General features: G+C 39.2%; 21 protein-coding genes. 1 reads left to right on the forward strand and 20 read right to left on the reverse strand.

Annotated elements, in window-relative coordinates; all coding sequences use genetic code 11:
- Nucleotides 1–313: 313 nt before the first annotated feature.
- The 5 genes from FYJ25_RS12725 to FYJ25_RS12745 all read right to left on the reverse strand — a co-directional run bounded on the left by FYJ25_RS12725 (nt 314) and on the right by FYJ25_RS12745 (nt 4,691).
- Nucleotides 314–1,255 carry a transketolase family protein gene (locus FYJ25_RS12725; protein ID WP_154581446.1) on the reverse strand — a complete coding sequence of 314 codons (942 nt, stop codon included), beginning with the start codon at nt 1,253–1,255 and terminating at the stop codon, nt 314–316.
- Nucleotides 1,243–2,082: a transketolase gene (locus tag FYJ25_RS12730; RefSeq protein WP_021907701.1), complete on the reverse strand. Its 840-nt coding sequence runs from the start codon at nt 2,080–2,082 to the stop codon at nt 1,243–1,245. Before FYJ25_RS12730 ends, FYJ25_RS12725 begins: the two co-directional genes overlap by 13 nt.
- Before the next feature lie 440 nt (nt 2,083–2,522).
- Entirely contained in the window at nt 2,523–2,948 is a 426-nt protein-coding gene (gene nifU / locus FYJ25_RS12735; protein WP_021907702.1) for a Fe-S cluster assembly scaffold protein NifU, read from the reverse strand.
- Nucleotides 2,938–4,125, reverse strand: coding sequence for a cysteine desulfurase NifS (gene nifS, locus FYJ25_RS12740; protein ID WP_021907703.1), 1,188 nt, complete (start codon nt 4,123–4,125; stop codon nt 2,938–2,940). The genes nifU and nifS overlap by 11 nt, the downstream gene beginning before the upstream one ends.
- Before the next feature lie 155 nt (nt 4,126–4,280).
- Nucleotides 4,281–4,691 carry an RrF2 family transcriptional regulator gene (locus tag FYJ25_RS12745; RefSeq protein ID WP_096241218.1) on the reverse strand — a complete coding sequence of 137 codons (411 nt, stop codon included), beginning with the start codon at nt 4,689–4,691 and terminating at the stop codon, nt 4,281–4,283.
- Nucleotides 4,692–5,044: 353 nt separating this feature from the next.
- Between FYJ25_RS12745 and FYJ25_RS12750 the strand changes: the two genes are divergently transcribed.
- The gene (locus FYJ25_RS12750) at nt 5,045–6,376 is read left to right on the forward strand and encodes an MATE family efflux transporter (protein ID WP_154581447.1); all 1,332 of its coding nucleotides are present in this window, start codon (nt 5,045–5,047) and stop codon (nt 6,374–6,376) included.
- Nucleotides 6,377–6,778: 402 nt separating this feature from the next.
- Here FYJ25_RS12750 and FYJ25_RS12755 read toward each other — a convergent pair whose 3' ends face one another.
- The 15 genes from FYJ25_RS12755 to FYJ25_RS12825 form a co-directional block, all read right to left on the reverse strand.
- Nucleotides 6,779–7,213 (reverse strand): flavodoxin, encoded by a 435-nt coding sequence (locus FYJ25_RS12755; protein ID WP_154581448.1) that lies wholly within the window; start codon nt 7,211–7,213, stop codon nt 6,779–6,781.
- A 77-nt stretch (nt 7,214–7,290) separates the two neighbouring features.
- Entirely contained in the window at nt 7,291–7,908 is a 618-nt protein-coding gene (locus FYJ25_RS12760) for a DUF3793 family protein (RefSeq protein WP_096241227.1), read from the reverse strand.
- Between the two features lie 591 nt (nt 7,909–8,499).
- Nucleotides 8,500–10,593 (reverse strand): heavy metal translocating P-type ATPase, encoded by a 2,094-nt coding sequence (locus FYJ25_RS12765; protein WP_154581449.1) that lies wholly within the window; start codon nt 10,591–10,593, stop codon nt 8,500–8,502.
- 113 nt (nt 10,594–10,706) lie between these two features.
- Nucleotides 10,707–11,054 (reverse strand): DUF6110 family protein, encoded by a 348-nt coding sequence (locus FYJ25_RS12770; RefSeq protein ID WP_021907710.1) that lies wholly within the window; start codon nt 11,052–11,054, stop codon nt 10,707–10,709.
- A 192-nt stretch (nt 11,055–11,246) separates the two neighbouring features.
- Nucleotides 11,247–11,459 (reverse strand): FeoA family protein, encoded by a 213-nt coding sequence (locus FYJ25_RS12775; RefSeq protein WP_096241229.1) that lies wholly within the window; start codon nt 11,457–11,459, stop codon nt 11,247–11,249.
- A 203-nt stretch (nt 11,460–11,662) separates the two neighbouring features.
- Complete coding sequence (locus FYJ25_RS12780) at nt 11,663–12,919, reverse strand: glycoside hydrolase family 10-like protein (RefSeq protein WP_154581450.1); 1,257 nt, start codon at nt 12,917–12,919, stop codon at nt 11,663–11,665.
- A 239-nt stretch (nt 12,920–13,158) separates the two neighbouring features.
- Nucleotides 13,159–14,256: an agmatine deiminase gene (gene aguA, locus FYJ25_RS12785; protein ID WP_154581451.1), complete on the reverse strand. Its 1,098-nt coding sequence runs from the start codon at nt 14,254–14,256 to the stop codon at nt 13,159–13,161.
- A 90-nt stretch (nt 14,257–14,346) separates the two neighbouring features.
- Nucleotides 14,347–15,219: an N-carbamoylputrescine amidase gene (aguB, locus tag FYJ25_RS12790; protein WP_154581452.1), complete on the reverse strand. Its 873-nt coding sequence runs from the start codon at nt 15,217–15,219 to the stop codon at nt 14,347–14,349.
- A 12-nt stretch (nt 15,220–15,231) separates the two neighbouring features.
- On the reverse strand, nt 15,232–16,395 hold the full coding sequence (locus FYJ25_RS12795) for an iron-containing alcohol dehydrogenase (RefSeq protein ID WP_154581453.1): 1,164 nt from the start codon (nt 16,393–16,395) through the stop codon (nt 15,232–15,234).
- Nucleotides 16,396–16,492: 97 nt separating this feature from the next.
- Entirely contained in the window at nt 16,493–17,623 is a 1,131-nt protein-coding gene (locus FYJ25_RS12800; RefSeq protein ID WP_154581454.1) for an NAD(P)/FAD-dependent oxidoreductase, read from the reverse strand.
- A complete protein-coding gene (locus tag FYJ25_RS12805; protein ID WP_096241234.1) occupies nt 17,613–17,954 on the reverse strand; it encodes a (2Fe-2S)-binding protein in 342 nt (113 codons plus the stop codon). The genes FYJ25_RS12800 and FYJ25_RS12805 overlap by 11 nt, the downstream gene beginning before the upstream one ends.
- An 18-nt stretch (nt 17,955–17,972) precedes the next feature.
- Nucleotides 17,973–19,553 carry an FAD-dependent oxidoreductase gene (locus FYJ25_RS12810; RefSeq protein WP_330400013.1) on the reverse strand — a complete coding sequence of 527 codons (1,581 nt, stop codon included), beginning with the start codon at nt 19,551–19,553 and terminating at the stop codon, nt 17,973–17,975.
- A 142-nt stretch (nt 19,554–19,695) separates the two neighbouring features.
- A complete protein-coding gene (locus FYJ25_RS12815) occupies nt 19,696–20,022 on the reverse strand; it encodes a (2Fe-2S)-binding protein (protein WP_096241235.1) in 327 nt (108 codons plus the stop codon).
- 16 nt (nt 20,023–20,038) lie between these two features.
- The gene (locus FYJ25_RS12820) at nt 20,039–21,175 is read right to left on the reverse strand and encodes a tyramine oxidase subunit B (RefSeq protein ID WP_096241236.1); all 1,137 of its coding nucleotides are present in this window, start codon (nt 21,173–21,175) and stop codon (nt 20,039–20,041) included.
- A gap of 260 nt (nt 21,176–21,435) precedes the next feature.
- Nucleotides 21,436–22,584: a tyramine oxidase subunit B gene (locus FYJ25_RS12825; protein WP_154581455.1), complete on the reverse strand. Its 1,149-nt coding sequence runs from the start codon at nt 22,582–22,584 to the stop codon at nt 21,436–21,438.
- Nucleotides 22,585–22,606: the final 22 nt, after the last annotated feature.

The following is a 22,606-nucleotide window of genomic DNA, read 5'->3' on the forward strand; positions in this document are numbered from 1 at the left end:
ATGCACGATTTCTGTGTACTTTATTCAGTTTTCAATGTGCAATTTTAATTTATCTTGAATGTTCACAAGAGCATACCTATCTTTTTCTCATAAGATTAGATTATCCGAGTTTTCGGACAGTCTCCCCCCAAATACTATTTCATTCATTCCTTCTGGAGCCAAAACACAGAAAATAAAAAGAATAGACCATCGCAACTGTAATGTGAGAGCAAGTAAAAATGCCAAACAGGCATTTTCTACGCAGTGATATCTTTACAGTTGCGATGGTCTATTCTTTTTATTTTCGTCTGTTTCCTTTCAAAGAATCAAATAGTTATTTAACAAATTCTTTTACAGAAGCATATACGCCCTTGCCGTCTAAGCCGTATTTCTCAATAAGCTTCACTGCAGGACCGGATTCTCCGTAAACATCGTTCACACCAATTCTCTTAACAGGTACCGGATATTTTTCGGAAAGTACTTCACATACTGCTCCGCCAAGTCCACCGATTACGGAATGTTCTTCTACTGTAACAACTTTACCTGTTTCTTTGGCTGCTTCTACAAGGAGGTCTGCATCAATTGGTTTGATCGTATGGATGTTGATTACTTTTGCTTCAACGCCATCTTCAGCAAGCATGTCTGCTGCTTCTAATGCAGAGCTTACGCAAAGACCTGTTGCTACGATTGTAACATCTTTACCTTCTCTTAATACAACTCCTTTACCGATCTCAAATTTATAATCATCGTTGTCGTTGATTACTGGTACAGCAAGACGACCAAATCTTAAATATACAGGTCCGTCTAATTCATAAGCGGCACGTACTGCTGCCTTTGCTTCTACATCATCGGAAGGATTAATGATTGTCATTCCAGGGATTGTACGCATTAATGCGATATCTTCGTTACACTGATGTGTTGCTCCGTCTTCACCAACGGAAATACCGGCATGCGTTGCGCCAATCTTTACGTTGAGATGTGGATATCCAACAGAGTTACGAATCTGCTCAAATGCACGTCCTGCTGCGAACATGGCAAATGTACTTGCGAAAGGAACCATTCCTGTTGTTGCAAGACCTGCTGCGATTCCTACCATATTACATTCTGCGATACCGCAGTCAATATGACGTTCCGGGAAAACTTTTTTAAACATTCCTGTCTTTGTAGCAGCTGCAAGGTCCGCATCTAAAACTACAAGGTTCTCGTGTTCTTTTCCTAATTCAATTAACGCATTTCCATAGCTTTCTCTGGTAGCGATCTTCTTTACTTCTGACATAATGCTTCCTCCACTTTCTTTAAATCTTCCATGGCTACAGCATACTGTTCATCGTTTGGTGCAGTACCATGCCAGGATGCCTGATTCTCCATAAAGGAAACTCCTTTACCCTTTACAGTCTTCATAATGATTGCTACAGGCATTCCCTTTACTTCTCTTGCTTCTTTAAATGCTGCATCTAACTGATCAAAATCATTACCATCTGCTACATTAATTACGTGGAAGTTAAATGCTTCAAACTTCTTATCGATCGGATATGGAGAACATACATCTTCAACTTTACCATCAATCTGTAATCCGTTGTTATCTACGATCACTACTAAGTTATCAAGATGTCTTGCTCCTGCAAACATTGCAGCTTCCCAAACCTGTCCTTCCTGGATTTCACCGTCTCCAAGAAGTGTGTAAACACGATAAGATTTCTCTCTTAACTTCGCTGAAAGAGCCATTCCAACTGCAGCGGAGATTCCCTGTCCAAGAGAACCTGAGGACATATCAAGTCCTGGAGTGTGCTGCATACATGGATGTCCCTGAAGGTGGGAACCGATATGTCTTAATGTAAGTAAGTCTTCTACTGGGAAATATCCCTTATTAGCTAATGCTGCGTATAAACCTGGCGCTGTGTGGCCTTTTGATAATACGAAACGGTCTCTGTCCGGATCCTGAGGATTCTTCGGATCTACATTCATCTCCTCAAAGTATAAATATGTAAAAAGATCTGCTGCGGATAAAGAACCACCCGGATGTCCTGCTTTTGCTGCATGAACACCTGTGATAATTCCTTTTCTCACTTCATTTGCCACTTTCTGAAGTTCTAATTTATTCATGGCTTCCTCCTTATTGCCTAATGTTCTCCTGCTTTGCTGTAACTTTACAAATAACCCATGTCATTCGCTCTCCTGATATCTTACACGATCATGCTATCAGGAAAAACTTCTTTCATTCCTCCTCCATTTTATTGTAAGTTTCATAATAAGAATAAAATAAGTTAACACACTTGTTATTATACAAATAGTTCCGTGATATGTCAATTTATTTTATGGGATAATTCCCTCATCCTTGGGATTTATTGCGACAATGGTGAAAATGGCAAGACGAATGAAAAACAGCCCTGAAATAAAAAAAGACTTATAAGCGTATTTATGACCTCGAAGCAAGGTTTGTATGCAAGTGCATAAGCAGATATCCAAACCGTCACGACGAAAATCACAAATATAGCTATAAGTCTTTTTCTTTTTATTAAGCTACCAATAAACTACTAAATCAATTACTCTCCACATGTTGGACAGGAGCCTGGTGCAAATTTTTCTTTATCGTACGCAATTCCGTTCTTATCATAGTAGTCTTTTACTGCTGCTTTTACAGCTTCTTCTGCTAATACGGAACAGTGAATCTTATGTGTTGGCAGTCCATCAAGCGCCTCAACTACTGCTTTATTAGATAATTCTAATGCATCATCAATAGATTTTCCTTTAATCATTTCTGTTGCCATAGAACTGCTGGCGATAGCAGAACCACATCCAAATGTGTTAAACTTTACATCTTCAATAATTCCGTCTTTTACTTTAATGTACATCTTCATGATGTCACCACACTTTGCATTACCTACTTCTCCGATGCCATCTGCATCGTCCATCTTTCCTAAGTTTCTTGGATTGCGGAAATGATCCATTACTTTTTCACTATATAACATGTTTCTTCTCTCCCTTCTCAAGCTCTTCCCAGATTGGTGAAATGTCTCTTAAATAAGAAACGATTCCTGGTACTTCTTTAATGATATATTCGATCTGTTCCGGCGTATTCTCTTCACATAATGTAAGACGAAGTGAACCATGTGCCACTTCATGAGGCAGTCCGATTGCTAATAATACGTGGCTTGGATCAAGAGAACCTGATGTGCAGGCACTTCCTGAAGATGCCTCGATTCCTTTTTCATCGAGTAATAATAAAAGAGATTCTCCTTCGATTCCTTCAAAACAGAAGTTTACGTTACCCGGAAGTCTTTTCTTCGCATCACCATTTAAACGAGAATGTTCAATAGTAGAAAGTCCCTCGATCAGACGATCTCTCATTGCCGCTATCTTAACCATGTTCTCGTCCATATTTGCAACAGCTTCTTTTAATGCTGCTGCCATACCAACGATAGCTGGAATATTCTCTGTACCGGCTCTTCGTCCTCTTTCCTGTGCGCCACCTTCGATCAAGTTAAACAGTGGAACACCTTTTCTGACATAAAGAACACCGATTCCCTTTGGTCCATGGAACTTATGTCCGGATAAAGACAACATATCAATATTCTGTGCATGTACGTTCACTGGAACATGTCCAACTGCCTGTACTGCATCGGTATGGAATGTTACTTTTTTCTCTTTACAAATCTTTGCGATTTCATCAATTGGCTGTAATGTACCAATCTCATTGTTCGCATACATAATAGTAACTAATGCTGTATCTTCACGAATTGCTTTCTCCACATCTGCAGGGTCAACGATTCCATCTGCTCCAACATCTAATAATGTGACTTCAAAGCCTTCTCTCTCTAACTTCTTAAGAGTATGAAGAACCGCATGATGTTCAATCTTCGTGGAGATAAGATGCTTCTTTCCCTTCTTCGCTCCAAAAAGAGCTGCTGAACGGATTGCCTGGTTATCTGCTTCACTTCCGCCGGAAGTAAAATAAATCTCATTAAAATCTGCTCCTAAAGCTTCTGCAACGTCCTCTCTTGCTTTCTGAAGTACTTCAGCAGCACGCTGTCCCGTAGAATGCAGGCTGGATGGGTTTCCAAAAACCTCATTCATGCACTTTGTCATCGCATCTATCGCAACAGGACTCATCTTTGTAGTTCCTGCATTATCTGCATAAATATACATAAATTCACCCTCTTCTTTCTAAATCCTATCTGTTTTATAGGGATTATATCTTTAAATTCCTATCCTGTCAATAGGATTTTACAAAAAAGATATTTCTATTCATGTTTTTTATTTTATACACGAACGTGTATACTAAAAAATACTGAAGAATCGGATTATACCCGACCCTCCAGTAAATCTTCCAAAGTCACTGTCTCTAAATAGTCATCAATAATACCATCCAGCTTCTGCCACATTGGGAGCGTAATACAATATCCTGCTTTCTCGCAGGTCACCTTGCCTCCTTCGAGACAATTCACCGGTGCCAAAGTCTTCTCTGTCAACTTTAAAATAGAGCCTATCGTATACTCTGAAGACTTTCTCGCCAGACGATACCCGCCTTTCTTGCCACGACCACTTATAAGCATGCCTCCTTTATGAAGAAGGCTTACGATCATTTCAAGATACTTCATAGATATATTCTGACTCTCCGCAATCTCCTTCAACGGAATTAATTCTTCTCTGTCATTCTGAGCTAAATAAATCATTACCCGAAGTGCATAACGACCTTTCGATGAAACCATCATACCTCTCCACCTCCTAATTCCTAATAATATACTAGGAATTTAGAAATAGCAAGCAAAACTTGTTTTCGCCTTTGTAAGCTGCCAAACACTTGACACATGCACCATAAACCCTTTATAATAGTGTAGTTAAAAATATATTGTCTATATTATTCTATATCATAATACTACAGATGAGTGGATTATTTTACGGAATTATTATAATGAAGGCTATAGGTTTTTCTGTTTCTGATTTAAACAGTACAGACCCTATAGCCTTTTTTTGTTATGGTAATAGTATAACAAAATCTCCATCACTGATAGTCATTTATTAAAGAATAATATAACAGAAAAATAAAAAAGAAAGGATACTTTATATGGATCAGACTTATATGAAAGAAAAACCGATTCTACCGCTTTTACTTTTTATGGCAGCACCAATGATTTTATCCATGCTGGTAAATTCTCTTTACAACATTATCGACAGTATTTTCGTTGCACAGATCAGCGAAGATGCCATGACCGCACTTTCTCTTGTATTTCCAATACAAAATTTTGTCAACTCTGTTGCGGTCGGTTTCGGCATCGGAATCAATGTTATGATTGCTTTTTGTCTCGGTGCCGGAGACCAGCTTCATGCGCACAAAGCTGCTTCACAGGGATTCTTCCTCTCCATTGTTCACGGAATCCTTTTAAGTATCACAGGCATCCTCATTATGCCTTCATTTTTAAAACTATTTACTCACAATGAAAATATTTTATCGTTAGGGTTACGTTATTCCAATATCGTTCTTCTTTTTTCAATTATCATCCATGCGGAAATCACTTTCGAAAAATACTTTCAGGCGATGGGGATGATGGTTGTCAGTATGCTCAGTATGCTCTGCGGATGTATTCTAAATATTATACTTGACCCGATTCTCATTTTCGGTCTTGGTCCTTTCCCTCGACTTGGAATTGAAGGAGCTGCTATCGCAACCGGAATCGGACAATGTTCCACCCTGCTGATTTACATTTTATTTTATATTATGAAAAAGCCACCTGTAAAAATACATAGAAACCTGCTTCGCCCGGAAAAGAAAATCTGTGCCCGTCTCTATGGAGTAGGAATTCCTGCAGCATTAAATATGGCACTGCCATCTTTGCTTATCTCTGCTTTAAATGCTATCCTTGCATCCATCTCAGAAACAGGAGTTACAATCTTGGGAATCTATTATAAATTGCAGACCTTCTTATATTTATCTGTCAATGGAATGATTCAGGGAATGCGTCCAATCATCGGATATAATTACGGCGCAAAAGAATATAAACGAGTAAATAAGATTTACAATCTGGCACTTATTATTTCCTTTGGAATCATGGCTGTCGGAACTGTACTTTTCATGTTCACTCCTGAAACCTTTATGAAAATGTTCACCACGCAGCCTTCTACAATCACAGCCGGTGTCTCCGCTCTTCGAATTATTTCCTGCGGTTTTATCGTTTCTTCCGTATCTGTTGTATCAAGTGGAGCTTTGGAGGGACTCGGTAAAGGAAATGAATCTCTTGCCGTTTCCTTACTTCGTTATCTTATAATCATCGTGCCGTTAGCATTCGTACTAAGCCAATTCCTTGGTGTATCTGGCGTATGGCACTCCTTCTGGATTACCGAAGCGATTACAGCGATCATATCTTATATTATCTATAAAAAAGCTCTTCTCAAAAAATAATTACAAAACAAAAAGCCGGAATTTTTATAGTTTCCGGCTTTTTGTCTTATTCGTCTTTTCGACTACATTCAAGTCGAGCCACCTGAAAGAGGTGGGAGTCTTCTCGACTGAGATAAATAATATCAGGGTCAAAAGATCAGAAAGCCGATACAAGCTTGCTTGCAAGACGACTTTTGACCTTTTGACCCTGATATCTAATAAATTTTAGAAAGGGTATTTCATTAAATTAGAGGTATTTTTTAAATGTGTAATTACTTATTGATATACGTTACTTTTTAATATAAATTACTTTACTGCGTTATTATGAGTTTTTTATATGCGTTACTATGCGATTACTATAATTGCTTGTTACTATTTTTTACTATGAGTTACTACGAGTATTTCTTTGAATGATACGCTTTCTTATGCGTTCTGAGCCAGCTGTTCTCCCAGTTCTTCACACTGTTTGATTGCGTCATCATCTGGAGTTTCCTGGCAGATAAGGCCTTCCCCATTTAATACGGTTGCACCTGCTGCTGTCATTCTTTCTTCCCAGTCTCTCATCCACTGACCGTCGCCCCAGCCATAGGAACCAAAAAGTGCGATGGTTTTTCCCTGTGCGAAGCCTTCTACTTCTTCCACAAACGGTTCCATCTCCATCTCTTCGAGTACTTCAGCACCCATTGCAGGACATCCAAGAGCAAATACCCTTGCTGCTTTTAAGTCTTCCATAGATGCGCCTGAGACTTCTACTACATCTGCTTCTTTACCGGCTTTTGTAATTCCGGCTCCGACAGCTTCTGCCATAGCTTGTGTGTTACCTGTCTGAGACCAGTACACTACACTTATCTTGCTCATTGCTGCTTCCTCCTGAAAAAATTATTACTGTGATTCACCACGATGTTTCCATCATCGAAAGGGTCTTACAAGGAACTTTAAGCCGCGCCATCCAGCAGTAAATTACTGCTGCAGCTCTCGATTACATTTCTTATTCCGATACCTTTTGATACCAGTTCAATTAACGCTTCCTTCGCCCGGTCAAATTTGTAAAACAATTGCTTTGCTTCTGACAGGTCTCCATAAACTTTCCAGTAACCAGAATAGAGATAATTTTTCCCCTCATTCACCACAAATCCTTTGACATCTTCTGCAGGATAACCTAACAGAACACCAATCTCATGGGGAAAAGCTTTCCCTTTCTGCACGTAAGCTTCATATCGCATCTGAATTGTTTGAAGAATATCTGATAAGATAATTCCGCTGTATCCCGCCTCATTAAGAAGAACTCTGTTCTCTGCCCGCATAAGCCAGGCAGTCAGCCTTTCTTCTCTGTACAGAAAAAATGTTGTCTTACATTCTGACTTTGCCAATCTTATATAAGAAATATCCGTTCCGTCAAGAATTGCTCCAACATATTTCTCGTTCTTTGATGGTATAATCAAAAGATTCGCCACCTTAAGTCCAGTAATCAGCGGCGCACACTGCAGGGCCATCTGTGTTCTGATATTATCTTTATCCATTTTCTGTACAATCTCAAATACTTCCTGTCTCATGGTGCCTCCTTGTTTTTTGTTTCGTTAGTTATTACTAACTTACATTTATAATACCTAACTTCCACTCATAAGTCAATAGCTTTATTGATATAATTTTCTCTATAATTATTTATTTCATGCATGAAACAAACGAAAATAAAAAAATAGACCCTTGCAACTGTAAAGATATCGCTGCATAGAAAATGCCTTCTCGGCATTTTTATTTGCTCTCACATTACAGTTGCAAGGGTCTATTTTTTTATTTTCTGTTTATTGGCTCCATATGAATATTCAAGTCGAACAATATTGGGCAAGACAAGGAGCATAAGACAGAAGTCTTTGGAAAATTCTAATATGCTACCATACTGAAGCTTTTTCTGAATTTTAATAACATAGACTTCCGACCTATTCCCCATTCTTTCTTTGCATGTTTAATTTTTATTTCAATTTAATTTTTACTTCAATTTAGCAAAACACAGAAACGAAAAAAATCTAATGATTGCAGATGTAATGTCGGAGCAAGAGAAGGATGCGATTTAGCATTCTTCTCGCCGCGACTATCTTTACAGATGCAATCATTAGATTTTTTTCGTTTCGTCTGTTTCCCCTAAATTAAGGAAGCAAATTCTTCATGCTTTTTAAGCTAATTAACAGTGTTGATACGTTGTGGCACAGTGCGGATGTTGCTGGTGCTAATACTCCTGCGACTCCTAATACGATCAGGCTGGAGTTGATTGCTACGATAGAACGATAGTTTGTGTGAATTCGTTTTAATAACGCATTACTGAGCTGTTTTAAGACGACAACTTCATATAAGCTTTCTGCGCTGATCGTGATGTCTGCGATTTCTTTTGCGATTTCAGCACCATCACTGACAGCAATTCCTACGCTTGCGGCAGAAAGAGCCGGGGAATCGTTGATTCCATCTCCAATCATCATGACCTTTCTTCCTTTTTCTTTTTCTTTCGTAATAAAGTTTGCCTTATCTTCTGGAAGTACTTCTGAATAATATTCATCAACGCCAACACGTTTTGCGATGGCGGCAGCGGTTCTCTCGCTGTCTCCGGTCATCATAACAACTTTTGTGATTCCTGCTTTTTTCAGCTTTTTAATGACATCTGCTGCTTCCTCACGTAGAGGGTCTTCGATGCAGATGACGGCAGCAAGTGTGCCTTCTAATGCAAGATATAAATGAGAGTATTCTTCTGGAAGTGCTTCAAATTTTGCTTCTTCTCCTTCTGGAATCTTGCAGTTTTCATCTTCAAATACAAAATGATAGCTTCCGATTATGGCTGTTTTTCCTTCGATTGTTGTGGAAATTCCATGTGCTACAACATACTGCACTTTTGAGTGCATTTCTTCATGATCAAGTTCTTTCTTTAATGCCGCATCTACAACTGCTTTTGCCATGGAATGTGGAAAATGTTCTTCCATACATGCTGCCATACGAAGCATTTCATCTGCATTATTTTCTCCAAATGGGACAACTTCTGCCACTGTTGGCTCTGCTTTTGTTAACGTTCCCGTCTTATCGAACACGATCGTATCTGCCTCTGCAACGGCTTCCATATATTTACCGCCTTTTACAGTTACGTTATGCTGGCTTGCTTCACGTATCGCGGACAATACAGAGATTGGCATGGCAAGTTTTAACGCACAGGAGAAATCAACCATAAGAACGGCGATTGCCTTTGTTGCATTTCTCGTAGCCAAATATACAAGTCCAGTTCCTGCTAAAGTATATGGTACGAGTTTATCTGCCAAATGTTCTGCCTTGCCCTCAAGACCTGATTTTAATTTCTGTGAATCTTCGATCATTGTAACTATCTTGTCGTAGCGTCCACTTCCACCGACTGCTTTTACTTCAACAGTGATTTCTCCTTCTTCTACAACTGTTCCGGCATAAACAGATGCCTGATCTACCTTTCTTACCGGCATGGATTCCCCGGTGAGAGAAGCCTGGTTAACCATTGCCTCCCCGGCACTTACAATGCCATCAAACGGAATAACATTTCCCATGTGTACGACAATGCTGTCACCCTGTTTGATCTGTGAATATGGCACGAGAACTTCTCCATCCTCTGCCTTTAGCCATACCTTTTCTACATTCAGTGACATAATTCTTGCGAGATCACCTACGGATTTCTTATGTGTCCAGTCTTCTAGCAACTCTCCAATTCCAAGAAGGAACATGACGGAGCTTGCTGTATCATAATTGCCTCGAAGAATAGATACTCCGATTGCTGTCGCATCAAGTACCGGTACTTCTAACTTACGCTGTGCAAGGGTCCGAATTCCTTTCCATATATATCCAATAGATTTTACCCCTGTATACACTGCACGAAACGGTGCCGGTAATAAAATCTTTCTTGCATAATGTGCCATAATCTGTCCGATCATTTTTTCCTGAAATTCACGATTCAGATTTCTTCCAGAGTTTTCAATAATGCCATCCGGTATTTCAACCTTTTCATAAACAAATTTTTGTATTCCTTTAATAATATTTTTTCGTACAAGGCCATCCGCATCCGCTTTATAACAAACAACTGCATCTGCTGTTCTGTCATAAACTTTTACAGATTCCACGCCTTCCATATTTTCCAGATAATATAACAGAATATCTGCCTGCTCACAGGTCATCTGTTTCTTCTGAACTACATGAAAACGTATTCTTCCTTTTATCTCATGTTTTATCTGAAACTTCAAAATATTCACCTCTTCATTTATCTGTTTGTCTGTTTATCACATCAACTGTTAAAAAAAGAGACCGCCTCTATTCTGCAGTCTCTTTATCTAACTCTTCATCCAAATTGTTAAAACTATTCTGCAGCTTCCTCTACTGCTTCTGCCCCAACTTCTTCTGTTGTTTCTTCTTCTGTTTCTTCTTCCGCTTCTGCTTCTTCTGCAAATTCTGCTGCAGCTTTTGCTTCTGCACGCTCTTCGTTAATCTGCTTTGCACCTTCGTAAATATCTTCTGCATTTTCCTGAACAGTTGTAACTGTATTCATAACCGTTTCTTTTGCTCTTAAAACAGCTGCTGTACAGTTAGTGTAAAGCTTCTTAGCATCATCACTTGCTAAAGCTTTAATACCTGCTGTTCCAAATAAAGTACCTGATGCAAATAAACCTACTTTTTTCCAGTTAATTTTAGTTAAACATTCAAACATATCTATGACCTCCTGATAATATAATCTTATGTAGCGTTACTTTTCTTTTCACGCAATAATAAGCCAACCGAGGAGAAATTACAAGTAAAATATTCACAAATGAGATTTTTTCTCACTTACCCTCGCCTGGCATTATTTATTCTCAATAAGCACTGTATTATTATCTTATTCAGGTTTTAAATCAGATAGAATCTAGACCATAATTTTATTCGCCATATCTTTTCCAATGGCAACTCTAGAATCCTTCACATTCACGATCATATTGCCATTAATCTCAGAAACAACTGTAATTGTTCCACCAACAACAAATCCTAATGTCTCTAAGAATTTCTTTGTCTCCTGTTTTCCACCAATCTTTTTAATTATCACCGGTTCTCCCTGACTTGCCATCGTTAATGGTAACATAATAACCTCTTTCTTTTGTACGTTTGTTAAACCTTACTTTTATTTTATACACTCTTATCTAGTTAGTATGCTCTAATATTCATTAGAAGTCAATAATTTATTTGAGATTTTTTCTCAATAATCAATTTTTCATATAAAAATATGGCAGTGATTCTGCATTTTATACATGAATCACTGCTATAGAGTTAGATTAATATTTCAATTTAATATTTCAATACTTTCTTCAGTTGTTTTACTGCCTTGGCGCTTTTCTTACTTTTCAGATCCTGATAATCAAAGAAAGCAAATCCATCGCAGCCTTTCTTTCTCGCATACTGTACCTGTTTTTTAAGTATATTTGCATCGGATCGCCACTCTCTTCGTTCTGCAGAACCTGCTCCGATATTATGGCCTGCGCGGTATACGGCAATTCCTATATATACCTTTACTTTTTTACTTTTTGCCGCATTCATCCATCGATTAGTTACTCTATCAAACTTCGCATACGGATGCTTGAATCCCCAGTAAATCTGTGGGCAGATATAATCTACATAATCAGAAGAATTGAGCCACTTGTTGATATCAACATAATATGAATATCTGCTTGTGAGATTATCAATATTTCCTGCCGGGCTGATTCCAAATGTCACACTTGGATCAATAGATTTTACCGCACTGTGAATCGCCTTTACCAGCATATTTACCTGTTCTCTTCTAAAGCTTACGATATTTTGCTTTCCTTTTGCCATTGTAGAAGCTCTGTATTCTTTTGCATCAAAGGCGGAGTTTACATTTGATGAGCTGAAAGCCGGATAAAAATAATCATCCATATGTATTCCATCAACATCGTAATTCTCTACGATTTCTTTTACTCCGTTTACGATCAGGTTTCTTACCTGGGCTTTCGCTGGATTGTAATACAGGCTTCCTTTATAAGCTAAAACATTACGGCGTGTCTTTTTCTTATTATGCCACTTTCTTGCTGGATTCTTTGTCGAAAGCTTCTTATAATTCGTGGAACCGGATGCCACACGATATGGATTGATCCACGCTTCAATCTTCATCCCGTTTGCATGTGCTACCTGTGTCATAATTTTTAATGGATCATATCCTGGATTCTTTCCCTGTTTACCGGAAATACACTTTGACCATGGAAAATATTTCGACTTATACATCGCATCCCCAAATGGGCGGACATGAACAATTATGCAGTTCATTCCAAGGCTTTTTCCCTTTTTTACTGCCTCTGTAAAATACTTTTTAAATGTTGTGGCATTTCTCTTTTTATACTTTGCTCTGTAAGCAGTATAATCATAGTAGGAAAACCAAAATGCCTTGTACTCATCTGTATTGGCTGTTGTCTGTTCTGCTTGAGTGTCAGAAGCTTCTGCAGCATTGACTGCCACACTTCCTAATGTGTTTCCAAGTAAAAGACAGGTCAGCAACATTGTCAGAACAATCTTACATTTCTTCATTAACATTCTTTTTCTTCATTCCTTTCCTCATATATGTCTCCCTAAGCCCTTATAGATGCAACATTAATTAACCACTATGTTTTTATCACAGATTTTAGAGTTTCAGAAGCCCATATATATTTTCATATTAACTAAAAAAATTCCAAAGATAGTTATAACACATATCTTCGTCAGAATAAAGGTTTTCATTTTTTATCGCATCAAACACAACTTTCAGAGCAAACAGAAACCTTCCGACCGTCTTCTCACCTTTCTGGTATCTGCTGCGTAATACAGTGGATATTTCCTCCACCATATACGATTTCTTTTGTATACACTCCTACTACTTTTCTTTCCGGGAACATTTCCTGAATTTGCTGTAATGCTAATCCATCATTTTCATCTCCATATTGAGGAACGATAACTCCTCCATTTACAATAAGGAAGTTGGCATAAGATGCTATACATAATTCTCCTTCCAGACGTTCTTTCGCATCTCTTGTCCGGTCAATGTGAAAATCTTTGCCTATCGCAACCGGAACTGACGGACAACAAAGCTTATGCACTTTTAATTTTCTTCCCTTTGCATCGGCTGCCTGGCATAGAAACTCATAGGCTGCCTTCGCTGTTTTATAAAAAGGATGTGTTGTATCTTCTGTGTAAATACAGGCAACTTCCCCCGGTTTTATGAAACATGCGACATCATCAATATGCCCGTTCGTTTCTTCCGGGTCAATTCCATCCTTCACCCATAACACTTTTTCTCCACCAAGATATTGTTTTAATTTTTCTTCAATTTCTTCTTTTTTTAACTGAGGGTTTCTTCCCGGACTTAACAGACACATTTCTGTCGTTAATATTGTTCCTTCTCCATCTACATGAAAGGAACCGCCTTCTAAGACAAAGTCTTCTGTTCTGTAAGAATCTGTTTCTGTCAATTCACAAACTTTTTCTGCCACTCTGTCATCCTTATCCCATGGGAAGTAAAGTCCATCATAAAGTCCACCCCACGCATTAAATTTCCAGTCGCAGGCCCGTCGTTCTCCTTTGGCATTGACCAAGAATGTCGGTCCACAATCTCTGATCCAGGCATCATTTGATGACATTTCAAGTACGGTAATTTTATCTGAAAGTGTCGCTCTACAGTTTTCATACTGTCTGTCTGACACAAACATTGTAATCGATTCAAATTCTGCAATTGCTTCCGCTACTGCTGCATAAGCTCCTTGTACCGGTTTTGCTCCATCTCTCCAGTTATCTGTTCTCTCCGGCCACAGCATAAAAATTCTCTCCTGCTTTTCAAATTCGCCGGGCATTCGGAAACCATCCTGTTTTGGAGTAGAATCTGTAATTCTTTTTGCCATATATTTCCTCCATTCTATTAGAAATGTACTCTCGGAATCTTTTTGTGCTTGATTTTGCAAGAAAGACTCCGAGAGTACATTTAGAAGTATTTATCTGCCATGTGTAGTTAATATATGATACATTTCTGGTCTTCTGTCACGAAAAACGCCCCATTCTCTTCTTCTCTGTGCAATCTCGTCTAAATCAAAGGTATGTGTTAATACACCTTCTGTCTCTCTGTCTGCCTCTTCTACGATGGCTCCTGTTTCATCTGTAATAAAAGAAGAGCCATAAAACGTCATAGATGAATTTCCAAACGCATTTTTCTCTGTTTCTGTGCCAATCCGGTTCGAAGCATGTACCGGCATAATATTTGCTGCTGCATGTCCCTGCATACATCTTTGCCAATGTGGTTTTGAATCAATATTCAGTGTCGGTTCTGAACCTATCGCTGTCGGATAAAAAAGCATTTCGGCACCAAGGAGTGCCATCGCTCTTGCTGCCTCCGGGAACCACTGATCCCAGCAGATTCCTACGCCGATTTTTCCATACGCAGTATCCCATACTTTAAAACCTGTATCTCCCGGTGTAAAATAAAATTTTTCTGCATAAGGCATTCCATCTGGAATATGCGTTTTTCGATACACGCCAAGAATTTCTCCAGTCGCATCAATTACCGCTATACTATTAAATGCTGTATTTCCATTTTTTTCATAAAAACTAATCGGTATTACGATGCCAAGCTTTTTCGCAAGTATTTTAAACTGATTTATGGCTGTATTTTCTTCCACTGTCTTTGCCAGATTAAAATATGCAAAGTTATGACTCTGACAAAAATATGGTGTTTCAAAAAGCTCCTGTAATAAAACGATATTCGCACCTTTTTCGGCAGCACTTCTTACTAAATGTTCTGCTGTATTCAGTGTTTTTTCCCTGTCCCAGGAACAAGCCATCTGTGTAACTGCTGTCGTAACTTTTCTCATATGGATTCCTCTTTATTCTGCACAGGATTCATAAATCTTTACAATATCCTCTTTATTCAAATGATAGTATGATCTAGTGGAAATCCCGCTTGTTCTTACGGCCTCTTCTGCCATTTCTTCAAATTTTTCTGCGTTGATTCCTACTTTCTTTAACGTAGAAGGAAGTCCAAGACTCTTGAAAAATTCTGCTGTTTTTTCAATTGCTTTTTCAGCAATTTCTCTGTCATCTCCTTCTGTAATGTCCCAGACATTTCTTCCAAACATTGCAAATCTCTCTACTGTTGTATCACAAAGAACTGCTTTCATCCATGCAGGCGTTACGATGGCAAGCCCTTCCCCATGTGTAATATCATAGTAGGCTGAGAGTTCATGCTCTATCGGATGGCAGGACCAGGCGCCGCCCTTTCCGACAGTAAGGATATGATTAAGACCTAAGGAGCTTGCCCACATAAGATTGGCCCTCGCTTCATAATTTTCCGGTTCTTTTAGCGCAATTGGTCCATAATGAATCACTGTTTTCATCAGACTTTCTGAAATGCGGTCTGTTAGATACGCATCATCGGTTGGCTGGAAATACTGTTCCATAGCATGAGATAGAATGTCGGCAGTTCCTGCTGCGGTCTGTTTTGCCGGAAGCGTATATAAATAAGTAGGGTCACAGATTGAAATAGTTGGATACAGGATAGGACCGGCAATTTCGATTTTTTCGTTTGTCTCTTCATTTGTAATAACGGCTCCCGGATTCATTTCTGAACCGGTAGCTGCCATCGTAAGAATAACCGCGATAGGGAGTGCCTTTGTCATCTTGCTGCGGTCAAGCATCAAATCCCACGCATCTCCTTCATAATATGCCGCACAGGCGATATGTTTTGAAGCATCGATCGAACTGCCCCCACCAACCGCAAGGATCATATTGATGTTCTTCTCTTTACAGATAGCTGCACCTTTTCTTACTGAATCAATTTTGGGATTTGGCTCGATTCCTGATAATTCATATATTTCGAATTCTTTCAATAAGTCTAAAATCGTATCATAAAGTCCGGTTCTTTTAATGCTTCCACCACCGTAGACCATTAAAATTCTTTTCCCGTATTTTTTTAATTCTTCTGGAAGGCAGGCAATCTGTCCTTTTCCAAAACGAATATCGGTTGGAACACAAAAATTAAAATTATTCATATATAAAGTTCCTTTCTATACTTAAAATTCAAATTCCTAAAATCTAAAATTCTAAAATTCAAGTTGAATACATATGCGTTTTCACATAGGACTTTGATCAGATTTTTGCCTTAAATCGATTATAATGTAAGGCAGAAAGATCGATATCTGTCTTTCTAGTCAGCATTAATTTGGCAAGCTGTTCTCCTACTGCCGGTGCGATACCAAAGCCATGTCCGGTAAATCCACAGGCAAGCACTAAACCAGGAACTTCTTCCACTGTTCCAAGAATCGGTACACCATCTGCGCTCTTATCACTCCAGCCGGCCCATGTACGAACAATCTTCGCATCCGCAAGATCTGGGAAATACTTTATGATACCACGACAGATACAAGGCGCTGTGATGCTGCTCGTAATTGGTGTTCCATTGTCTTTGCGAAATGGCTCTAATCCGGAAGAACCACCAAATACGAAGGAGCCATGTTTCGTCTGATGTCCGTAGAAATCCGCTTCTGCCGTTCCAAGCATCTGATCAAACATATGTGGTTCTGCTTCTGTGACGAGTGCCTCGATTAATGAAGAAGTCATTGGAATATCAATTCCAACCGTTCCGGCAATCTGCCGGCTTGCAAGTCCTGCTGCCACAAAGACCTGATCACCTTCATATACATTATTTGGTGTGACTACCTGACGAACATGCCCTTTTATTTTTTTGAGCGCAACTACCTTTTCTCCTGTAATGAAATGTGCACCAAGCCGTCTTGCCATCTTATAAAAACCAAGTGTTGTTGTCAGTGGATTCGCATGTCCATCTGTCGGGCACCAGCTTGCTACCGTAACTTCTTCTGAAAGATACGGATTGATTCTTCTCACTTCGTCTCCATCAATCATACGGACATCCAGGCCACATGCTCTTGCCTTATTGGCAAGATTCGTTAAGATTTTTGCATGCTCTTCATTTTTCCCAAGCCGGAGATTACCATCCTGATGATATTCACAATCTACTTCTAATTCTTCTGAAAGAGTTGGCCATAAATTTTTAATTCCATACATAACAAGCGGCAATTCTCTTGGATCACGTCCGGACTGACGTACACCGCCTCCGTTACGGCTAGAGCCTCCGTTTCCGATGTGGTCGCTTCCTTCTAATACAATAACGGAGCTTCCTGCCTTTGAAAGATAATACGCTGTTGCACATCCAATGATTCCCCCACCAATAATAATGACATCTGCATGATTATTCTTCATCCTGACCAGCCTCCTTTTCTTCATTCGCAAAAATATGCATCTCGATCGGACGCATCGGAACTCTTGATGTTGCCGGTTCTAACTCTGCCGGAGATACTTTTAATTCTCTGGCCACAATAGATTTTACAAGTTTAGAACAAGTCTGTCCCTGGCAAAGTCCCATGCCCGTTCTTAAATATCTTCTGATTTCTGTTAAAGTAAACATTCCGTCATGGACGGCTTTTCTGATTTCTCCTTTTGTAATTTCCTCACATCGGCATATGATTCTGTCATCATCCGGTGCCGGAATAAATTCTCCTATATCTCTTGATCTGTCATTTACACTGTTCATCTATGTCACCGCACCTTTCTATGCCTTAAAAAATCTTGCTTTCATCACATATTCTTTCGGCACTTTGATCGTCAGAAGATTTGTATGGTCAAATGCCTTCGCTGTTTTCACATCAATAACCTCTGCTTCACAGATTTCTTCACCATTACGTCCCAGTCCATGACCCTTTGTTCCTTTTTCCGGAAGAGGAAGGAATTCATATGGCAGTGTAACGGAGGCAAAATCCTCATCGAGATTTTCATCAATTAAGAAAATAGCCTGACCGGAACAAGATGCCACACACATTCCACAGCCGATACATTCCTTCGTTTCATCTACTGCCGGAAGAGAAGTAATATTCTCTCCGATCTTAATACAATGCTTCGGACAGGCATCCTGACATGGATTACATGGGATATTCTGCGAACATTCCATTACTGGGTGAATTCCTATTTTATGGGTAATACCCGGATATTTTTCAATCTCGTCATCTGATAAATAGCCTTTTTTCAAAAGATTCATGGAAATATCGATTCCCTCTTCTGTTTTCTCAAGAATCTTTCCTCTGTTCTTTGGAGCAAACATTCCCTGACGGAGATTTTCAAGTGCATCTGTATTTTTCTTTACTTCTGTATCTAGTTCCTCTTTTTCAATAAATCCAAGATAATAAGCTGCTGCCACGCCGGAAATTCTTCCTTCGATCATAGCAGAACTTGCTTCTTCGATTCCGGATACATCTCCCGCTACAAACACTCCATCTACCGATGTCTCTCCAAGTTCATCAATAAGAGGAACCTGTCCACCTCTCTTTGGATTATCTTCCATCTTACAGCCTGCCATTTTTAAAAGCTGTGACATCGGAGAAAGACCAACGGCAAGGCAAATGGTATCTACATCAAAGTGTTTTTCTGTTCCCGGAATAAACTGGAATGTATGATCTACTTCTGCAATCGTTACTCCCGTTACATGATCTTCCCCTTCTGCCTTTTTAATCGTATGAGATAAATAAAATGGTACGCCAGTTCTCGCAACTTTTGCTGCATGGACACCGTATCCACCAACTCTCGGCGCTGCATCTACTAATGCTACTACTTCACAGCCTGCCTGCAGAAGCTGAAAACTTACAACCAATCCTACATTTCCAGAGCCAAGCATCAACACTTTTTCTCCCGGTTTAATACCATGAAGATTCATCATTGTCTGCGCTGCACCAGCACCGATTACGCCCGGAAGTGTCCATCCGTCAAATGTAACCATGTTTTCTGCTGCGCCTGTCGCAACAATAATCGCATCCCCTTTGTAATGGTGAATTGCCTCACCAATCTTTACAACGATCTCTTTATCCATATAAAGTCCAATTACTGTTGCATTTAATACAACTTTTACACCTGCCGCATTTGCTTCTTCTAATAACTGCTTTCCTATATTAAATCCTCTGATTTTTGCTTTATGTTCCTTTGAACCAAAAAATTTATGAATCTGTTTAAATAACTGTCCACCAGGTTTTTCATTTTCATCAAATACAACTACTTCAAGACCTCTTTTTGCTGCTTCAATTGCTGCAGATAAACCGGAAGGTCCTGCCCCTACAACAATCAGATCATACCGTTTCAGTTTCATAAGACTCGCTCCCTTTCCTGTTTCCCTCTGAATTATTCTTTCGTTTAGATTTCGCTTACTTGCTTTTCCTGTCTTTTCTTCCCACTATTTATTAATTTATTATTTAAGTTTTCTTGCACTGTTCATTACTTTTATACGTCTTTTACTGTTCATCAAAAGGCTTTGCACTGACACCGTACTGTGTTTCTACTTTCATTCCCTCTGTCAGCGGTGTCACACAGGTCCTTATATTCGGCTTTCCATCTACGACCATAACACAGTCTGTACATCTTCCGATTGCACAAAAGATACCTCTTGGTTTGTGCTGCTTTTTTGTATACCGATGGACCATCACGCCCGCAGCCTTTAATGCAGCCGCTACCGGCTCTCCCTCATATCCTTCTAATTCTTTTCCATTATATGTAAAAGTAACCTTTCTTCCCTTTTCTGTTTTTCCCAAAACTGGATGCTCTACAATTCTTGTACTCATAAAACTCTTCCTTTCGCTAATACAAATCTGGCTGATCCCATAAATGAAGATTTACTCCAAGTCCTAATTCTTTTGCTTTTTCATAACAAATCTTACCCCAGGCAACATCTTCTACCGGCATTCCGCCAACAGAATAAACAATAATCTGATCTTCTGTTTCCCTTCCCTGTCTGTCACCATGAATAATATCTCCCAGATCATAAATATCTTCTTTTTTAATTTTTCCATCATGAATCAAATCGGTAAACTTAGATCCAATGATATTGTTCGCTCCAAATGACGGATAAGGGAATTCCTCTGCCCAGGCCTCATAGAGCTGCATATTGTCTACAACAAGCTTACATTTCTCACTTAGGAAATCATCATCTATATCAAATGCACTGACTCCGACTAAAACCGCTCCCTTTTTAATCCATTCTCCTTTTACATAAGGATAGGTAGAAGGATCCGTTCCACTTGTATTTGCAAAAGAAATCACATCGGTATCTCTTACCAGTTCTTCTACCGTATCAACTACTTTAATCTCTTTAAACTGCGGATACTTTTCTTTCACATGGGCGATAAATTTATCAAGTGAAGGCTTTCCTCTGCCTTTTACTTTTAAAACTTCTAGATCCGGACATGTCGCAACAAATGCTGCAAGACTTGTCTTTCCCATAACACCTGGTCCACAGATACCACATACCTTTGCACCTTTATTTACCAGATACTTTGTTCCAACTCCCGGAATCGCTCCGGTACGCATCGCACTTAATAAATTTGCACTCATTAAACAAAGTGGAGCCCCTGTATCTTTGTCATTCAACATTACCATCAAGATAGAACGAGGAAGGCCAAGCATTTTGTTTGCCATATTAGAACCGTACCATTTCATTCCCATCAGATCAAACGGGCCTCCGATATATGCCGGCATTGCCATAAATCTTCTATCGTCTCCCTCATCTTTTGGCATATTAGGAAACGGTGATGTTTTTGGAAAAGAAACCTGACATCCATGAGAATTATGATTCTCACCACCCATCACGTAATCTCCTTTATTCAGACACTTCACAACTTCTTCCATCGCATCAATGCAGCCTGCCATGTCCTTTACGCCTGCTTTTATCATATCTTCCTCATTTAAAAACAGGAAATCAATCGCTGGATAACTCATATCTATTCCTCCCATCTTATCTGAACTTTTTCATATTCTTCAAGAATGTTCCACATTCTTGCCCGGGATGTGCGTCATGCAACGCATAACCTACTTCTACTGCACATCTGCTTGTAAAACATAAAAAAGCAACGGAACTGATAATCAATTGCTCCGTTGCTTTTGATATTGCTAATTTACTACTTTTAAAAAAACTTCACAAGTAGCTTGAACTACTATCTTTCTGGTAATTTTTAATTAGAGATACTCCAAAAGAAGTATTAAATATAGTATGGTTCATCCCAAAGATTTAACTTTGTTCCTATGCCTTTTTCTTCTGCTTTTTTATAACATTCATATCCCCAGGCCAGATCTTCGATCGGCATTCCTCCGATACTACACATAACAATTTCGTCATCGGACGTTCTGCCGTCTGAGATACCATTTACAATATCGCAAAGATTTAAAACCTTTTTTCGTTCTGTTTTCTTCTCATTTACAAGATAGACAAAGTCAATTCCCATGATAGACCATTCCCGTTTGCGCCCAAGTTCGTCTACCGGGCCTCTTGCAATAAAGTTCTTTAAATATTTTTCATACATACCATAGTTATCTGCTACCATTGTAGTCCCAAGATAGCTTTCATGGTCACGAACGAGAAAACTTCCCATAGAAAAAACAGCAGCACCTTTTTTAAACCATTCTAGTTTAAATTCTTCCATATCCTGCTTTGTAACAGACATTGCCTCACTCACTACATCACTGTCGCGGCAGGCTTCTTCTAAAGAATCACAGATAATGATATTTTTAATCTGAGGATAGTTCTCTTCCGCAAACTTTTTCATATGTAATGCAGATTTTGAATGCACAGAACTTCCCCTGATTTTCAAAGTATCAATTTCCGGGAGAACCTCCATATAACATTGAAAAGCACATTTATTAATCACACCGGGACCAATCAAAGAAAGCACTTTTGAATCTTTTCTTGCCAGATAAGATGCTGTCATCGCAGGCATCGCTCCGGTACGCATCGCACTTAACAGATTGGCACTCATATACGCAAGCGGAGCACCGGTATCGACATCATTTAAGGTTACCATCAAAATAGAACGAGGCAGGCCTTTTTGCAGATTATGATTATTGGACCCATAAAATTTCTGTCCGGCAATATGGTATTTTCCTCCAAGGTAGGCAGGCATTGCATTAAATCTTCTGTCTGGTCCGTCATCTAACGGAAAGCCTTCTATATCTGATGTTGCCGGAAAGTTAATCTGGAGACCATGCTCATCCGCTTTCGGCCCTCCTAAAAGAAAATCTTTTTTTCTAAAGAGAGACATAGTCTCTCTCATGGCTTCTACGCATCCGGCTACATCCATTACTCCTGCCGCTATCATATCTTTTTCGTTCAGATACAGAAAATCTATACTCATACGCCTTACCTGCCCTTCTATT

This window comes from Anaerobutyricum soehngenii, assembly GCF_009697165.1.
Taxonomy (GTDB): domain Bacteria; phylum Bacillota; class Clostridia; order Lachnospirales; family Lachnospiraceae; genus Anaerobutyricum; species Anaerobutyricum soehngenii.

Bases quoted from the DNA above. Each gene is read 5' to 3' on its own strand.
- FYJ25_RS12725 (WP_154581446.1), bottom strand. From the start codon at position 1,255: ATGTCAGAAGTAAAGAAGATCGCTACCAGAGAAAGCTATGGAAATGCG.
- FYJ25_RS12730 (WP_021907701.1), bottom strand. From the start codon at position 2,082: ATGAATAAATTAGAACTTCAGAAAGTGGCAAATGAAGTGAGAAAAGGA.
- nifU (WP_021907702.1), bottom strand. From the start codon at position 2,948: ATGTTATATAGTGAAAAAGTAATGGATCATTTCCGCAATCCAAGAAAC.
- nifS (WP_021907703.1), bottom strand. From the start codon at position 4,125: ATGTATATTTATGCAGATAATGCAGGAACTACAAAGATGAGTCCTGTT.
- FYJ25_RS12745 (WP_096241218.1), bottom strand. From the start codon at position 4,691: ATGATGGTTTCATCGAAAGGTCGTTATGCACTTCGGGTAATGATTTAT.
- FYJ25_RS12750 (WP_154581447.1), top strand. From the start codon at position 5,045: ATGGATCAGACTTATATGAAAGAAAAACCGATTCTACCGCTTTTACTT.
- FYJ25_RS12755 (WP_154581448.1), bottom strand. From the start codon at position 7,213: ATGAGCAAGATAAGTGTAGTGTACTGGTCTCAGACAGGTAACACACAA.
- FYJ25_RS12760 (WP_096241227.1), bottom strand. From the start codon at position 7,908: ATGAGACAGGAAGTATTTGAGATTGTACAGAAAATGGATAAAGATAAT.
- FYJ25_RS12770 (WP_021907710.1), bottom strand. From the start codon at position 11,054: ATGTTTGAATGTTTAACTAAAATTAACTGGAAAAAAGTAGGTTTATTT.
- FYJ25_RS12775 (WP_096241229.1), bottom strand. From the start codon at position 11,459: ATGTTACCATTAACGATGGCAAGTCAGGGAGAACCGGTGATAATTAAA.
- FYJ25_RS12780 (WP_154581450.1), bottom strand. From the start codon at position 12,919: ATGTTAATGAAGAAATGTAAGATTGTTCTGACAATGTTGCTGACCTGT.
- aguA (WP_154581451.1), bottom strand. From the start codon at position 14,256: ATGGCAAAAAGAATTACAGATTCTACTCCAAAACAGGATGGTTTCCGA.
- aguB (WP_154581452.1), bottom strand. From the start codon at position 15,219: ATGAGAAAAGTTACGACAGCAGTTACACAGATGGCTTGTTCCTGGGAC.
- FYJ25_RS12795 (WP_154581453.1), bottom strand. From the start codon at position 16,395: ATGAATAATTTTAATTTTTGTGTTCCAACCGATATTCGTTTTGGAAAA.
- FYJ25_RS12800 (WP_154581454.1), bottom strand. From the start codon at position 17,623: ATGAAGAATAATCATGCAGATGTCATTATTATTGGTGGGGGAATCATT.
- FYJ25_RS12805 (WP_096241234.1), bottom strand. From the start codon at position 17,954: ATGAACAGTGTAAATGACAGATCAAGAGATATAGGAGAATTTATTCCG.
- FYJ25_RS12810 (WP_330400013.1), bottom strand. From the start codon at position 19,553: ATGAAACTGAAACGGTATGATCTGATTGTTGTAGGGGCAGGACCTTCC.
- FYJ25_RS12815 (WP_096241235.1), bottom strand. From the start codon at position 20,022: ATGAGTACAAGAATTGTAGAGCATCCAGTTTTGGGAAAAACAGAAAAG.
- FYJ25_RS12820 (WP_096241236.1), bottom strand. From the start codon at position 21,175: ATGAGTTATCCAGCGATTGATTTCCTGTTTTTAAATGAGGAAGATATG.
- FYJ25_RS12825 (WP_154581455.1), bottom strand. From the start codon at position 22,584: ATGAGTATAGATTTTCTGTATCTGAACGAAAAAGATATGATAGCGGCA.